Below are 14,153 nucleotides of genomic sequence, written 5' to 3'. Positions count from 1 at the left end.
CATAACGGACACACGACCGCGCCATGATCGCGTCCCTAAGCTCGCTCAAGCTATCGCCAAAGGCAATCTGCATTGTCTTAGGCGCCGTGTATCTAACAGTTACGTAGCGTTCTAAGGACCTCTAAGGCGGCCGAGCAGTTCTTGCTCCCCGCGTCGGTAAGGCTCGTCCGTCGGACTGGCATGCCGTCCTTTGGACGCCTCGCCGCCGCCAGCGCCTACAACCGCAGCTCGCCAATCGGCTTGGCACTCTGGTGGCGCCTATGAACCCAGAGAGCGGCGCTTTCGAGTGCGAGGGCGCGTGACTGTCACCAGACCGAACTTCCGTCTAGAAGCGCAGCGTGAGAGGGCTATCTGATAGCCGAAGACCATGTCGGACGGTCGACGGTGCCCTGTTGGAGTTTATAGCGCCACGCGTCGCGAAATGGCTGGGACCGCATAGGTCTACGCCACGACCTCAAATGAGTTGGACGCGCGCAGGGTCGGCCGTGGTCATTTACCTGGGCGGTCCCCCGCCATCGGTGGCCGCCCGTGGCCGCCACGCTCTCCGCATGGACCGAGCGCCTTTTCAAATCTCGATGTCCGATCGCCTAGACAGAGCGCTCCCGAGCGCTGAGCGACCAGATCGCCGCGCCGCAACGAAGAGCCGGCCCGAAGGCCGTTCAATCATGTAATTCTTGAAAAAACTGGAGCGGGCGAAGGGATTCGAACCCTCGACCCCAACCTTGGCAAGGTTGTGCTCTACCCCTGAGCTACGCCCGCTCTGGCGGACCGGGGCAGTGCCTTCCGGTCGGGTGAGGCGGGCAACTAGCATCGCCTTTGGAAGGCGGCAAGCCCCTTTTGCGCTTTCTCCAAAGATTCCCTGTCACCCTTGCAGAGCGTTGGCGTTCCACCCCATATGGTCTGATCGAACGGACAGGCAGCAGGAGATATGACGTGGCCACCCTCGGGTTGAGCGAGCAGGACAAGCAGGCCGTCGAGGCGTTCCGTCGCGACGTTGTCGAGCCTTCGCAAACGAAGCTCGTCATGGTCGACTTCTGGGCGGAATGGTGCGGGCCCTGCAAGCAGCTCTCGCCCATCATCGAGAAGATCGCGGCCGAATATGCCGACCGGGGCGTGCTGCTCGTCAAGATCAATGTCGATGAGAACCGATTCATCGCCAGCCAGTTCCGCGTCCAGTCTATCCCCACCGTCTACGCGGTGTTCCAGGGCCAGCCAGTCGCGGACCTGACCCAGGCGCGCACCGAGAGCCAGTATCGCCAGATGCTCGACCAGATCCTCGCGCAATTGCCCATCGAGAGCGAGGCGGGGCAGCGTGCGCAGGACATTGCGCCATTGCTGGCCATGGCTGAAGACGTGCTTGCGGGCGGCGATGCGGAGCGGGCGATCGCCATCTTCGCCCAGATCAGCGAGATGGCGCCGGACAATGCCGAGGCGCTGGGCGGGCAGATCCGCGCCCTGGTGGCGGCCGGGCATCTCGACGAGGCGGACGGGCTCGTCGCCAGCCTGCCCGAGGCGCTGGCTCACGACAAGGCCATCGAGCGCGGACGCTCGGCCATCGCGCTGGCGCGGTCCGCCACGCCGGGCGTGGACGTGGCACCGCTGCAGGCCCGCATCCAGGCCAATCCGGACGATCATGACGCGCTGTTCGAGCTGTCGGCCGCTCATATGGCCAATGGCGACCGGGATGCCGCCGCCGAGGCGCTGCTGACCAGCATCGCGCGCGACCGCAGCTGGGAGGATGGCAAGGCGCGGACGCAGCTGCTCCAGCTCTTCGAGGTGGTCGGGCTGGAAGATCCCTGGGTTGCCGGCCAGCGCCGTCGCCTCTCGCAAATTCTCTTCGCCTGAAGCTGTGATGCAGCGCAGGCTGGCCATCTTCCCGCTGGGCGGGGCGCTGCTGTTCCCGCGCATGCACCTGCCCCTGCACATCTTTGAGCCGCGCTATCGGGCGATGGTCTCGGAGGCGATGGCCAAGGACCAGCGCATCGGGATGATCCAGCCGAGCGGACCGGGCGAGCCGGCCCCGCTCTTCTCCATCGGCTGCATGGGGCGGATCACCGAGATCGAGGCGCTGGATGACGGGCGCTTCAACATCATTCTGGCCGGCGAGGCGCGCTTTCGCGTGCAGCGGGAGCTGGATGTCCCCACCGCCTTCCGTCAGGTTGAAGTCGAGATGATCGAAGGCGTCGAGGATGAACCCGGCGTGCTGGCGCCCAGCGAGCGGGCCGCGCTGGAGGATGAGGCCCGGGCATTCGCCGCGTCGCTTGGCTATGAGGTCGAGTGGGACGCGGTCGAGACACTGGACGACGAGATGCTGGTGAATGCCATCGCGCAGATCGCACCCTTCGATCCGGCGGCCAAACAGGCCCTGCTCGAAGCCGATGCGCTGCGCGACCGCAACGAACTGATAATCCAGCTCATGCAATTCGCGCGGCGGGGCGACGGGCAGGGCAGCCAGCGCCTGCACTGATCGTCAGGCAGGCGCGGGAGCCGAATAGGCTCAGGCGGCCAGTGGAAGGGGCTGTGGCGCGTGAGTGCCCTGATCGATGGGCTCTGCAGCCGGCTCGGCGTGCGCGGCGTCTGTGTCGACCACCACAACATCCGCGACTGGGCGCGATGGCGCAGGGAACAGCCAGCGGCTGACGGCCACGACAAGCCCGAGACCGAGATAGATGGCCGCCGTCGCAGCGAGATTGAAGAAGACACCACAGGCCAGCGCCGCCCGGACCCAGGTCGGGTTAATGCCGAGATCCTCGCCAATGGCCTGGCAGATTCCCAGCAGCGTGTCGGGGCGTGCGAGCATCGAGGGGGGTGAGGCGGACATCGGTTGGCTCCTTGAAGGCGGGCCGATCCGTTCGACCCGCTGTCCTCTCCAAAGCATGTGTCGTGCCAATTTGTGGCTGGGGCCGCTTTTACGCCATTTCGCTGAACGTCAGCGGGACGGACATGGCAGAAAGGTGTGAAAATTTTCCCGACGTGTGGGAGATTTCACTAACCTTGCCCAGTCCCGAGGCATTCCTTTGATCGCGGCGCTAGACCGCGATATCCATGGCGGGGCTGGGCGCGAGCAGGGATCGTGCAGCCCGGAGCAATTCCTCCGCACTGAACGGCTTGGTCACGATCGGTTGGCGGGCGAGCAGGTCCGGCAATTGCGCCGCACCATAGCCGCTGACCATCAGGAACGGGATGGCGCGGGCCTGCAGCAGCGCTGCGATGTCCTCGACCGTCTCGCCCTGCAGATTGCCATCCAGCAGCACGAGGTCGAACTGGCCGGTGCGGGCCTGCTCCAGCGCTTGGTCATGCGTGGTGACTGGCCCGATGACCTGCGCGCCGCTCTCGCCCAGCACCGTTAGGATATCCAGCGCGACCAGAGGCTCGTCCTCCACGACGAGCACGGACTTGCCGTCCAGCGAGCCTTCGGTGGCAACCTGGAGGACGGGCTGGGGCGCCGTCCGTGGGATCGCGGCGGGGGCGGACTTCCTCACGACGGTACAGGGCAGGGTCAGGGTCCAGCGCAGCCCCTCCGCCTCGTACGTGGCGGTGGAAGCCCCCCCCTCGCTGCGCAGGCTGCGCTCGATCAACATGCTGCCGAAACCGGTGCGCGATGGCGGCGAGACGGGCGGCCCGCCACGCTCCACCCATTCCAGATGCAGTTGCTCATCCTCCAGCGTCCAGTTCAGCGCGACGTAGCCTTCTGCGGTGGATAGCGCGCCATATTTGAGGGCGTTGGTCACCAGTTCGTGCAGGACCATGGAGAGATGCAGGGACGGCTCGGGCTCCAGGTCCACGTCGGGCCCGGACGCGGAGAGGCGGTCGGGACCGACCACGCCCATATCGAACTGGCCGTGGATCAGCTCGCGCAGGCTCGCGGCTTTCCATGTCGCTTCGCTCAGCAGCGAATGCGCCTTGCTCAGCGCATGGATGCGACCAATGAAGGTCGGCGCGAAATCGGCGGGATCGGCCGAATGGCGCAATGTCTGCGAGGCGATGGCCTGCACGGAGGCCATGGTGTTCTTCACCCGGTGGTTGAGCTCGCCCACTAAAAGCCGCTGGGTCTTTTCGGCCCTTCGGCGCTCGGTCACGTCGAGAATCTGCACTTCCACCGAAAGCAGGCGGCCGCCGGCACCGTGCACCGCGGAACAATAGCATTCCGTATCGATGTCTGTCCCCTGCCGGCTGTGCAGGACGAGGCTCAGCATATCGCGCTGTTTCACGCCGGCGCGGAAGTCCGCGAACAGGCTGTGCAGGGGGGCAGTGCCATCGGCATCGCTCCAGGCTGTCGTGGCGAGGTCGCCGCCCAGCATTTCCCGCTCGCTCCAGCCGAACATGCGCTCGGCGCCCTTCGACCAGCCGACGATCCGCTCGCTGTCATCGAACTCCACGATGGCGAGCGGGCTATTGTCCCGGTGCGCCTGCAGTCGGCCGAGAGCGCGGCTCAATTCATCGCCATGGCGCGCCAGGGCCTGCCGATGCCGGTGAAGCTCGACGAACACCTCCACCTTGCTGCGCAGCACGAGGGAATCGATCGGCTTGAGCAGATAGTCGACGGCGCCGGCTTCATAGCCGCGGAACCGCCGGGTCTCGTCGGTTGCGACGGCGGTGAGGAAGATGATCGGGATCCGGCGGGTCCGCTCGGTGCCGCGCATCAGCTCGGCCAGTTCGAAGCCATCCATGCCCGGCATCTGCACATCGAGCAGGGCAAGGGCGAACTCGTTGACCAGCAACAGCTCCAGCGCCTCGGCGCCCGAACCGGCGCGGGCCGTCTCCACGCCGTCATGGGCCAGCAGCGCTTCGAGCGCTTCGAGATTTTCCACCACGTCATCGACGATGAGGATGCGGACCGGATCAGGCGACATGGCCGGGCTCCTGTGACGGGACGAGGTTGCGGCGATAGATTTTTTCCTGAGGCACGAAGTCATCAAAGCAGCCGGACGTCCGCGAGAAGCGCAGCGTCTCACGCGAGCCTAGGCCGAGATAGCCGCCGCGCACCAGCGAATTGGCGAAGAGATCGATCGCGCGGTCCTGCAGATCGCGGTCGAAATAGATGAGCACGTTGCGGCTGGAAATCAGATGCGCCTCGGCAAACACCTGATCCGTCGCGAGGCTGTGCTCGGCGAACACCGCGCGCGACCGCAGCGACTTGTCGAACACCACGCCGCCATAGGCTGCGGTATAATAATCGGAGAGGGATGTGTGTCCGCCGGACAGCCGGTGGTTCTCGGTGAACTTCGCGATGCGGCTCTGCTCGTAGACGCCGCTCTGCGCATTGTTGAGGGCGCCGGGGCTGATGTCCGTGCAGTAGAAGATCGTGCGTTCCTCCAGCCCTTCTTCCCGGAACAGGATGGCCATGGAATAGAATTCCTCGCCATTGGCGCAGCCGGCGATCCACACCTTGATCGAGGGGTAGGTCCGCAGATGCGGGATCACCTGCTCGCGCAGGGCCCGAAAATAATCGGGATCGCGGAACATCTCGCTCACCTGGATGGTCAGGTAGCGCATCAGCTCGCCAAAGGCGGCGGGGCTGCGCAGCACGATATGCTGCATCTGGGAGAAGCTCTCGCAGCCAAGATGCGGCTGGGCACGCAGCAGGCGGCGGTGGAGCGAATTGCGCGAGTATCCGCGGAAGTCATAATGATAATGTCGCCAGATCGCCTCGATGAGCAGATCGGCTTCCAGCACGTCCAGCGGGGCAAGCTCGGCTTCGGGGGTCATCGCGGCATCCACACGCGCACCAGCGACAATAGCTTGTCCACGTCGAGCGGCTTGGAGAGATAATCATTGGCGCCCGCTGCCAGACATTCCTGCTGGTCGCGGTCCATGGCCTTGGCGGTCAGGGCGATGATCGGCAGGTTGCGCCACTGGTTCTGCCCGCGGATGTGGCGGGTAGCGGTCAGGCCATCCATCTCCGGCATCATCACGTCCATCAGCACCAGATCGACCATCGGCGCCTCGCCCTTTGCGGACTGGTCCAGCGCGTCGAGCGCCTCCCGGCCGTTGCGGGCGATGCGAATAGTTGTGCCATGCGGCTCGAAAATGCTGGTCAGCGCATAGACATTGCGAATGTCATCCTCGACCACGAGGATGGTCTTGCCATCCAGCGCGACATCCCGGTTGAGCGAGCGGACGACCATCTCCTTCTGCGCCTCGGGCAGTTCGGAAACGACCTGGTGCAGGAATAAGGTCACCTCATCGAGCAGGCGCTCGGGGGACTTGGCGCCCTTGACGATGATCGACTTGGAATAGCGGCGCAGGCGCAGCTCTTCCTCGGGGGAGATATCGCGGCCGGTGTAGACGATCACCGGCGGGAAGCCGATCGTCTCATCCTCGCTCAGCCGTTCGAGCAGATCGAGGCCCGGCGTATCGGGCAGGTTGAGGTCCAGCACCATGCAGTCGAAGCTGGTCGTGCCAAGCCGGTCGAGGCATTCGGCCGCGCTGTGTGCGGCCACCGTCTCGACATCGCGCGAGCCCAAGAGCAGGCCGATGCTCTCGGCCTGGCGGGCATCGTCCTCCACCACCAACACCCGGCGCACCCGCTGCGAAATGCGCGTTTCCAGCGCTTCGAGCATGTCGACCAGCTGCTCGCGCCGCACCGGCTTGAGCAGATAGCCCACGGCGCCATTGGCCAGCGCCGCCTGCGCATCCTCGCTGACCGAAACGATATGCACCGGGATGTGCCGCGTGCGCACGTCGCGCTTCAACCGGTCGAGCACGGAGAGGCCAGTGTGGTCGGGCAGGTTCATGTCGAGGATGATGGCGTGGGGCAGATATTGCCGGGCCAGCAAGACGCCTTCGTCCGCCGTTCCCGCGACGAGGCACTGGAAACCGAGTTCGTGCGAGAGGTCGGCGAGGATTTCCGCAAAACGCGCATCATCCTCCACGACGAGGATCAAGCGGGAATCGCCCGAAAGTACCTCGCGATCATCCGCCACCGGCGACTGGCGCGGCAAGGCTGGCATCGCCGGCCCACGCGCGGGTTCCGGCAGGGCAGGGCGGGATTGCGAGCGGCCCTGATCGAGCGCGGATGGCTCCAGCTCGAGCGGCAGCGTCAGCGTGAACACGCTGCCTTCGCCGGCAGCGCTCTCGACGCCGACCGAACCGCCCAGCAGCCCGGCCAGTTCGCGGGAAATCGACAGGCCAAGGCCGGTGCCGCCATATTTGCGGCTGACCGTCCCGTCCGCCTGCCGGAAGGCATCGAAGATGATGCCCAGCTTCTCGGCCGGAATGCCGATGCCGGTATCCCGCACGCTCAGCGCGATGCCGCCGCCCGGCGCGGCCGATGCGCGCAGCGTTATCTCACCGGCGGCGGTGAACTTGATCGCGTTGGAGAGGAAGTTCTTGAGCACCTGCTCGACGCGCTGGGCGTCGGTGCGGATGTCGGCTGGCAGGCCGGGGTCGATTTCCGTCCGCAGCGCCAGCCCCTTCGAGGTCGCGCCTGCGGAAAAGGTCGCGCTCAGGCGTTCGAACATGGTCGAGAGCTTGGCCGGGCGGATGTCCAGCTCCACCTTGCCCGCCTCGATCTTCGAGATGTCGAGAATGTCGTTGATCAGCGCCAACAGATCATTGCCGGAGGATTCGATCGTGCGGGCGTGCTTGACCTGATCGGCCGAGAGATTGCCTGCCCGGTTCTCCCCGAGCAGCCGCGCCATGATGAGCAGCGAATTGAGCGGCGTGCGCAGCTCGTGAGACATGTTGGCGAGGAATTCGGATTTGTAGCGGCTGGCCTTCTCAAGCTCGGCGGTCTGCTCCTCAAGCGAGGCCTGGGCCTGTTCCAGCTCATCGCGCTGGGCCTCAAGCTCATGGGCCTGATTTTCCAGCGAGGCGTTGCTCTCCTCCAACTCGGCCTGCTGCGCTTCAAGCCGCGCCTGCGATTCCAGCAGCCGCTGGCTCTGCGCTTCCAGCTCCTCATTATTGGCTTGCAGCTCTTCGCCCTGCGCCTGCAGTTCCTCGGCCTGATGCTGGGTTTCCTCCAACAGCGCCTGCAGCTGCGAGCGATAGGCTGCCGAGCGGATCGAGACGCCAAGCTGCGCGGCGATCCGCGTCATGAAAGCTTCGGCATCTTGCGTGGTCTTGCCGGTCAATCCCAGTTCGATCACGGCGTTGACTTCGCCATCGGCGCGCGCGGGCGCGACCAGAATCTGCTGCGGGACCGCCCGGCCGAACGCCGAGCCGTAATAGAGATAATTTTCCGGCACCTCGGTCAGCAGAAAGCTGCGCTTGTCGCGTACGGCCTGACCGAGCAACCCATCATTGGGCGTGATCTCCTGCGGAATGGGGGCGTCTTGCGGAACGCCATAAACGGCACGGCGCTGAAAGGTCGCTTGCTCGCGGACGAACAGGGCAGCCGCTTGCGCGCCGAGATATTCGGCCAGATAGCGCAAGGCACGCTGGGAGACCTCTTCGATCGACAGGTCGCCAGCAACGGCATTTCCAAGCCCGACCTGCCCGGCCTGCAGCCAATCCTGCCGGGCGATTTCCAGCTTGCTGCGGATGAACATGACGCCAACAGCGGCCAGCAGCCAGTTCACGGAGGCGCCGATGACGCGGTTGACGATGGCGATGTTCGGATCGACTCCATCGCGCGCGAAGAAGAAGCCCATGATCGTCAACAGCGTTGCCAGCGACGCGGTCACGAGCGGCGCGAGGGGAGCGGACGCGAGGAAGGCGAGAACGGTAGGGAGGAGGTAGATGACCCAGACAGCGGTGCCGAGCGGAAAGATCAGGTCTCCGGCGAACGGGATCGCCAGAAGGAAGGCGATGGCGGCATAGAGAAACACTTCGCGATTATTATGAAGCACTTAATGCCCGCCCTTTCAGATGCCAAAAGGGCAGATAGCTCAGACCCCCGAGGGGAACGCCAATCAGGCATTTTGGTTCCCGCACCGTTTAAATGCGTGAAGAAATTTCTCGGCGGGGCTGTTCGGCGCCTTGATAACCGGGGAATCCGGACAGGCAGGATGATGCGCATGGCCGGGCCTGGCTGACCCGGCCATGCGCGTTGTGCGTTTAAAGCCGCCTCATGCGGGCGCGCTTTCCGCCGCTGCGGCGATGGCGTCGTCGAGATCCTTGGCGCTGTGTCGCTCGGCGATGCCGCCGCCGGGGCGTCCTGCAGCATTGACGAGCAGGCCGCGGCTCACACCCTTGCGGGCATGGAGTTGCGTCACCCAGCGGTCGACATTGCGATACTCATGGACCGAGAGGAACTCCTGCGCATCATAGGCACTGCGCATCATCGATCCATACCAGGGCAGGATGGCGAAATCGGCGATGGTGATCTCGTCGCCGATGATGAATTCCTTGTCGGCCAATTGCTTGTCGAGCACGTCCAGTTGGCGCTTGGTTTCCATGGCGTAGCGGTCGATGGCATATTCGATCTTGATCGGCGCATAGGCATAGAAGTGCCCGAAGCCGCCGCCGACGAACGGCGCGGAGCCCATCTGCCACATCAGCCAGTTGAACGTCTCGGTGCGCTTGCGCACGTCGGTCGGCAGGAAGGCGCCGAACTTCTCGGCCAGATAGACCAGCATAGAACCGCTCTCGAACAGGCGCAGCGGCGGGTTCTGGCTGTAATCCATCATCGCCGGAATCTTGCTGTTCGGGTTGATCTTCACGAAATCGCTGCCGAACTGCTCGCCGGTGTAGATCTTGATCAGCCAAGCATCATATTCCGCGTCATAGCCCGCGGCCAGCAGCTCCTCGAGCATCACCGTGACCTTCTGACCATTGGGTGTGCCCAGCGAATAGAGCTGGAGCGGATGTTCGCCGATGGGCAGGGTGATGTCCTGCCGCGCGCCCGCCGTCGGCGCATTGATACTGGCGAACTGCCCGCCATTCTCTGTCTCGTTGCGCCACACCTTGGGCGGAACATATCCGGCGGGCAGATTGTTGGCGGGGTCGCTGTCGGCCATGGTCTTGTCTCCTGTGCGCGGTGTTATGCCGCCAATCTAGCGCATGCGCGCGCACAGACCAGCGCTGCGTGGGATGAGTTTGTCTCTGCCCGCGCAAAGCGGCGCTTTACCTGATCGGTGGATGCGCCGCTCGCGTGGATGCTCAGAAGGGCAGCCAGTTGCGCTTTTCGGTGAACTTCATGTAGCCGGCGTTGACGCCCAGCCGATAGCCGACGCCCAGCCGGATGGGGATGAGCACGATATCGCCCCAGCGCATGTAGCTCGCGTTGAAACCGCCAACGAGATAAGCGGCGCCCTCGCCGGCCGGGAAGCGCTTATAGAGCTCCTGGCTGTCATAGAGATTGTAGACGAGCACGAAGGTCTTCGCGGCATTGCCGCCGAGGTCAAAGCCGATGGAGGGGCCTGTCCAGTAGACGTCGCGCTGGCCCTCGATCTTGTGGAACAACGTCCCTGATCCGTAGCGCAGGCCGATACCGATGGCGCCCGAGGCCTCGCGCCCGGCGATGTAGGCGATCGGCTCGCCCTGATCCTTGAGGATGTTCTCGATGATGCCGGCGAGCCCTTCAGCGCCCTTGCCGAAAACGCCCTCGGCCGCGCCGATCAGATCGTCCTTCTTGTAGGTGTTTGCGGCGGCATTCTCTGGCACGCCGGCGGCCTCGGTCGCTGTGGTTGCGGTCTGAGCCGTGGTGCTCGCCGGGGGCGCGGGCGGCGGGCTGGTTGCCGGATCGTTATAGACCGGATCGGCTGGCGGGTAAGAAGGCGCAGGCTCGGATGGCAGCGGCGTCTGGTTCGCCGGCGCGCCGGGCGCGAGATCCGCGTCGATCTGCGTGTTGGGATCGACCGTGTTGATCTGGGCCGCGGCAGGCGCCGCCACCAGTGCCGCGCTGGCCACCAGCCCGATCGCCCAAGTGATGAGAGGCTGGATCGGTGCTCTCGTCCGGTTCATTCAAATGTCTCCCGCAATCGCAGATCGGCCAGCGGTCGTGCCGCAATATCGCTGGCACGATCAGACCCCCGCTCGAGCTTAGCTATCCGTTCGCCCGGATGAAACGACAATGAACGAACGGTGAGTCGAATCGATTTCGCGTCAAACCGAATCGATTTCCGGCCCGGGCGCCGGTCCATTGAGGCTGTTGATCGCCTCGAACAGCTGGCGTTCCGCTTCCGCACGAGGCAGGCCGGGCGGAATGAGCGGCGCCAGCCGATAGGTGATGACGCCGGAGCGCTTCAGGAAACTGTTGCGGGGCGATAGCCGGCCCGTATCCAGCGCCACCGGCAGCACGGGCACGCCGAGCATGGAATACAACCCGGCAAAGCCAGCCTTGAGCGGGGCACGCTCACCATGCGGCACGCGCGTCCCTTCCGGGTAGAGCAGCACGGGGCGGCCCTCGGCAAAGGCGGCGCGCGCTTCGGCACGGATGCCGCGCAGCGCGCTGGCACCGCCTGCCCGGTCGACGATCATCAGCCCATAAGCCCGCGCCACCGCGCCCCAGACCGGGATGTCCCCCAGCTCGCGCTTGGCGGCGATCACCGGGCGATGGAAGAGGATCACGGCGTCCAGCGTCTCGAACATCGATTCATGCTTGGAGACGATGAACACCGGTTCGTCAGGGAAGGCGCCCTCCACGACGATCTTCTGGCCCAGCACCCAGCGCGCCAGGAACCGGTGAATGCGCGACCACACCGCCGCGAGCGGCACGACCTTGCGCGCCCCGAACGGCATCACGCTCAGGCAGGCGAGCAGCAGGAAGACGGTCATGCCGTAGAACAGCACCGAAAACAGCGCCGAGCGCAGCGCCGTCACCAGCGTGCCGAGCGGGGACAGGGGTGGCATGGGCTTTCCGTTCCCGCTCAAATGCCGAGCAGACCGGCAATCCGCCGCAGGGCGAACTTGTGATATTCGCGGAACAGCACGGTCAGGCTGGGGTGAGACCGCACCGCGTCCGGCACGATGCGGACCGAAGGATCGATCTGGCGCGAGAGTTCGTATTGCGCGCGGCGCATGTGCCAGTCGGTGGTGATGATCCGCACGGAGGTGTAACGGTTGCGGCGCAGCCATTGCGCCGTCTCGATGGCATTGGAGCGCGTGTCGATCGCCTCACGACCCAAGGTGATGCAGCAGCTCATCAGTGCCGGTGAAACCCTGTAAAGCGCGGCAAATTCGCCGCGCCGCACGTCCCGATCCACACCGGAGACCAACAGATGGCGGCTCTGGTCGCGGCGGAGGAGGGCTAGTCCGCGCTCGATGCGGCCTGCCGAACCGGTGAGGACGACAATTGCATCGGTCTTTTCATCGTCCTGCGGCTGGGGCAGCAGCAGGGCGAACCAGGCAAAGCCGAACGCCCAGACCAGCAGGATGATCGAGAGAAACCGCCGGATCACAAGGAGCGCTCCAGCGCCCGCCGCAAGGTGAGGCGTGCCGACAGCGACGCGACGCCCACACCCGCCACCGGCAGCAGCGGGAAGATGATCCACGCGATGCCAGGCAGCGAGGCACTGCTCATCAGGTCGGACGCCACAGCCGCCATCGAGCGGCCGACGAGGATGATGACGAGCGTCGCCGCCGCGTAACCTACAACGCCGCCGAACAGCGCATCGAGCATCATCCGCCGCTGGAACAGGCGCACCACCTGCGCATCGGTGGCGCCCAGCATGTGCATGATGTCGATGGTACCGCGATGGGTGGCGTGCGCGCTTCGTGCGGCCAGCACGACCACGGCGCCGGTCGCAAAGGCCATCAGCGCGACGACGGCGAAGGCCACGAGGCCGATGGACCAGACAAGCTGCGCCAGCGGCGAGAGATAATCGCCATGCGGCTCGACGCGGGCATGGGCATTGATCTCTTTCACTGCCTTGTCGAGCACAGCGAGGCGCTCGGACCGGGCGCTCTCCAGGGTCAGCAGCTCGGCATCGATCAGCGCTGGCAGAGGCACATCGGCCAGCTTGAGGTCATTGCCGAGCCAGGGCGCGAGTTGCGCCGCCAGTTCACTCTCCGGCACGACATGCACGGTGCCGACATCCTCGGCCTGATCGAGCAGGCCCACGATGCGGCGCACCGCCTGGCCGCGCGCCTGCGGATCGGCCTCGGCCACCTGCACGGTCACGCGGCCGGAGACCTCATCCACCAAGGCTCGCGCGCCTTGATTGAGGGCGAGGCCGGCGGCGGTTGCCAGCACGGTCAGGAACATCATGATCGCGATCACCCACGGCATCGGCCCGGTCAGCCGGCCCTGCGGCAGCAGCGGGCCGGGACGATAAGGGCGGCTCATGCCTTCAAGCGGATTGCGCGCCATGGCTCAGGCTTGTCCCGGCTGATGGGGCGCTGGACGATAGGGCGAGGGGAGCGCACTGACGCCATCCTGCCCCTCGATCGGTGCCATGCGTCCGCCCTCCAGCCGCATGGTCCGCGCGCCGGAGACCTTGCCGAGCAGGGCGGTGTCGTGCGTGGCGACGACGATGGTGGTGCCGAGCTTGTTGAGCGCCTCGAACAGGGTGATGAGCCGGGTCGCCATGTCCCGATCCACGTTACCGGTCGGCTCGTCCGCCACCAGCAGTTCGGGGCGGCCGATGACGGCGCGGGCAATAGCGACGCGCTGCTGCTCACCGCCGGAGAGAGTGGCGGGCAAGGCATGGGCGCGGTCGGACAGGCCGACCCAGTGCAGCATCTCCTCCACCGGCGGGCGGATCTGATCTTCGTTTACACCGGCGATGCGCAGCGGCAGCGCGACATTATCGAAGGCCGAGAGGTGCGAGACGAGCCGGAAATCCTGAAACACCACGCCAATGCGACGGCGGAAACTCGGCAGACGTGCGCGGGGCAGGGTGACGATATCGGCATCGAACAGGCGGATCGCGCCGCGGCTGGGGCGCTGGGCGAGATAGAGCAGCTTGAGCAGCGAGGTCTTGCCCGCGCCGGACGCGCCGGTGAGGAAATAGAAGGCCCCTTCGTCGAGCGAAAAGCTGAGGTCGGACAGCGTCTCTGGGCCGGGCCCATACCGCAGCCCGACATTCTCGAACTGGACTATTCTAGCCATCGCCGCGATTGCATGTCCCCATTAATGGCGCGCGGCCACGCCCGCCGATGATCTGCCGCGCCGTGCATGGCACAGGCCCCCATTGCGGGCAAGGTGGCGGATGGTGCGCCGGCCTCGCGCGCGTCCCACAGGCCCTGCCGTCCGTCGCTGTGGGGATATCCCCGGCCACGTTCAAACGCCCGCTTGCCCTCTGCGGGAAACCGGTGTTTATGGAGCG

At 65.4% G+C, this 14,153-nt stretch carries 12 protein-coding genes and 1 tRNA gene; 2 read left to right on the top strand and 11 right to left on the bottom strand.

What is annotated here, in order from left to right; genetic code table 11:
* Nucleotides 1-684: 684 nt before the first annotated feature.
* Nucleotides 685-759 (bottom strand) — tRNA-Gly (locus M2342_RS16595).
* Nucleotides 760-933: 174 nt separating this feature from the next.
* Between M2342_RS16595 and M2342_RS16590 the strand changes: the two genes are divergently transcribed.
* Entirely contained in the window at nt 934-1,845 is a 912-nt protein-coding gene (locus M2342_RS16590; protein ID WP_264577225.1) for a tetratricopeptide repeat protein, read from the top strand.
* Nucleotides 1,846-1,852: 7 nt separating this feature from the next.
* On the top strand, nt 1,853-2,467 hold the full coding sequence (locus M2342_RS16585) for an LON peptidase substrate-binding domain-containing protein (RefSeq protein ID WP_413715151.1): 615 nt from the start codon (nt 1,853-1,855) through the stop codon (nt 2,465-2,467).
* A 30-nt stretch (nt 2,468-2,497) separates the two neighbouring features.
* Here M2342_RS16585 and M2342_RS16580 read toward each other — a convergent pair whose 3' ends face one another.
* From M2342_RS16580 to ftsE, 10 genes are all read right to left on the bottom strand, one after another.
* Nucleotides 2,498-2,821 carry a PspC domain-containing protein gene (locus M2342_RS16580; RefSeq protein WP_264579889.1) on the bottom strand — a complete coding sequence of 108 codons (324 nt, stop codon included), beginning with the start codon at nt 2,819-2,821 and terminating at the stop codon, nt 2,498-2,500.
* Between the two features lie 208 nt (nt 2,822-3,029).
* Entirely contained in the window at nt 3,030-4,853 is a 1,824-nt protein-coding gene (locus M2342_RS16575; protein ID WP_264579888.1) for a response regulator, read from the bottom strand.
* Entirely contained in the window at nt 4,843-5,709 is an 867-nt protein-coding gene (locus M2342_RS16570; RefSeq protein WP_264571847.1) for a CheR family methyltransferase, read from the bottom strand. Before M2342_RS16570 ends, M2342_RS16575 begins: the two co-directional genes overlap by 11 nt.
* On the bottom strand, nt 5,706-8,792 hold the full coding sequence (locus M2342_RS16565) for a response regulator (protein WP_264579887.1): 3,087 nt from the start codon (nt 8,790-8,792) through the stop codon (nt 5,706-5,708). The genes M2342_RS16570 and M2342_RS16565 overlap by 4 nt, the downstream gene beginning before the upstream one ends.
* 219 nt (nt 8,793-9,011) lie before the next feature.
* Entirely contained in the window at nt 9,012-9,902 is an 891-nt protein-coding gene (gene yghU, locus M2342_RS16560; protein WP_264573797.1) for a glutathione-dependent disulfide-bond oxidoreductase, read from the bottom strand.
* Between the two features lie 142 nt (nt 9,903-10,044).
* Entirely contained in the window at nt 10,045-10,848 is an 804-nt protein-coding gene (locus M2342_RS16555) for a DUF1134 domain-containing protein (protein ID WP_264573796.1), read from the bottom strand.
* 141 nt (nt 10,849-10,989) lie between these two features.
* Entirely contained in the window at nt 10,990-11,736 is a 747-nt protein-coding gene (locus tag M2342_RS16550) for a lysophospholipid acyltransferase family protein (RefSeq protein ID WP_264579886.1), read from the bottom strand.
* A 17-nt stretch (nt 11,737-11,753) separates the two neighbouring features.
* On the bottom strand, nt 11,754-12,284 hold the full coding sequence (locus M2342_RS16545) for a YdcF family protein (protein ID WP_264579885.1): 531 nt from the start codon (nt 12,282-12,284) through the stop codon (nt 11,754-11,756).
* On the bottom strand, nt 12,281-13,195 hold the full coding sequence (locus M2342_RS16540) for a cell division protein FtsX (RefSeq protein ID WP_264579884.1): 915 nt from the start codon (nt 13,193-13,195) through the stop codon (nt 12,281-12,283). Before M2342_RS16540 ends, M2342_RS16545 begins: the two co-directional genes overlap by 4 nt.
* A gap of 3 nt (nt 13,196-13,198) precedes the next feature.
* Nucleotides 13,199-13,936 (bottom strand): cell division ATP-binding protein FtsE, encoded by a 738-nt coding sequence (gene ftsE, locus M2342_RS16535; protein WP_264579883.1) that lies wholly within the window; start codon nt 13,934-13,936, stop codon nt 13,199-13,201.
* Nucleotides 13,937-14,153: the final 217 nt, after the last annotated feature.

The organism is Sphingobium sp. B8D3A, assembly GCF_025961995.1.
Taxonomy (GTDB): Bacteria; Pseudomonadota; Alphaproteobacteria; order Sphingomonadales; family Sphingomonadaceae; genus Sphingobium.
This window is presented reverse-complemented; position numbering and strand designations above follow the sequence as displayed.

Excerpts from the sequence above, each read along its gene's own strand:
- M2342_RS16550 (WP_264579886.1), bottom strand. The coding sequence starts at position 11,736 with ATGCCACCCCTGTCCCCGCTCGGCACGCTGGTGACGGCGCTGCGCTCG.
- M2342_RS16570 (WP_264571847.1), bottom strand. The coding sequence starts at position 5,709 with ATGACCCCCGAAGCCGAGCTTGCCCCGCTGGACGTGCTGGAAGCCGAT.
- yghU (WP_264573797.1), bottom strand. The coding sequence starts at position 9,902 with ATGGCCGACAGCGACCCCGCCAACAATCTGCCCGCCGGATATGTTCCG.
- M2342_RS16575 (WP_264579888.1), bottom strand. The coding sequence starts at position 4,853 with ATGTCGCCTGATCCGGTCCGCATCCTCATCGTCGATGACGTGGTGGAA.
- M2342_RS16580 (WP_264579889.1), bottom strand. The coding sequence starts at position 2,821 with ATGTCCGCCTCACCCCCCTCGATGCTCGCACGCCCCGACACGCTGCTG.
- ftsE (WP_264579883.1), bottom strand. The coding sequence starts at position 13,936 with ATGGCTAGAATAGTCCAGTTCGAGAATGTCGGGCTGCGGTATGGGCCC.
- M2342_RS16540 (WP_264579884.1), bottom strand. The coding sequence starts at position 13,195 with ATGGCGCGCAATCCGCTTGAAGGCATGAGCCGCCCTTATCGTCCCGGC.
- M2342_RS16585 (WP_413715151.1), top strand. The coding sequence starts at position 1,853 with ATGCAGCGCAGGCTGGCCATCTTCCCGCTGGGCGGGGCGCTGCTGTTC.
- M2342_RS16555 (WP_264573796.1), bottom strand. The coding sequence starts at position 10,848 with ATGAACCGGACGAGAGCACCGATCCAGCCTCTCATCACTTGGGCGATC.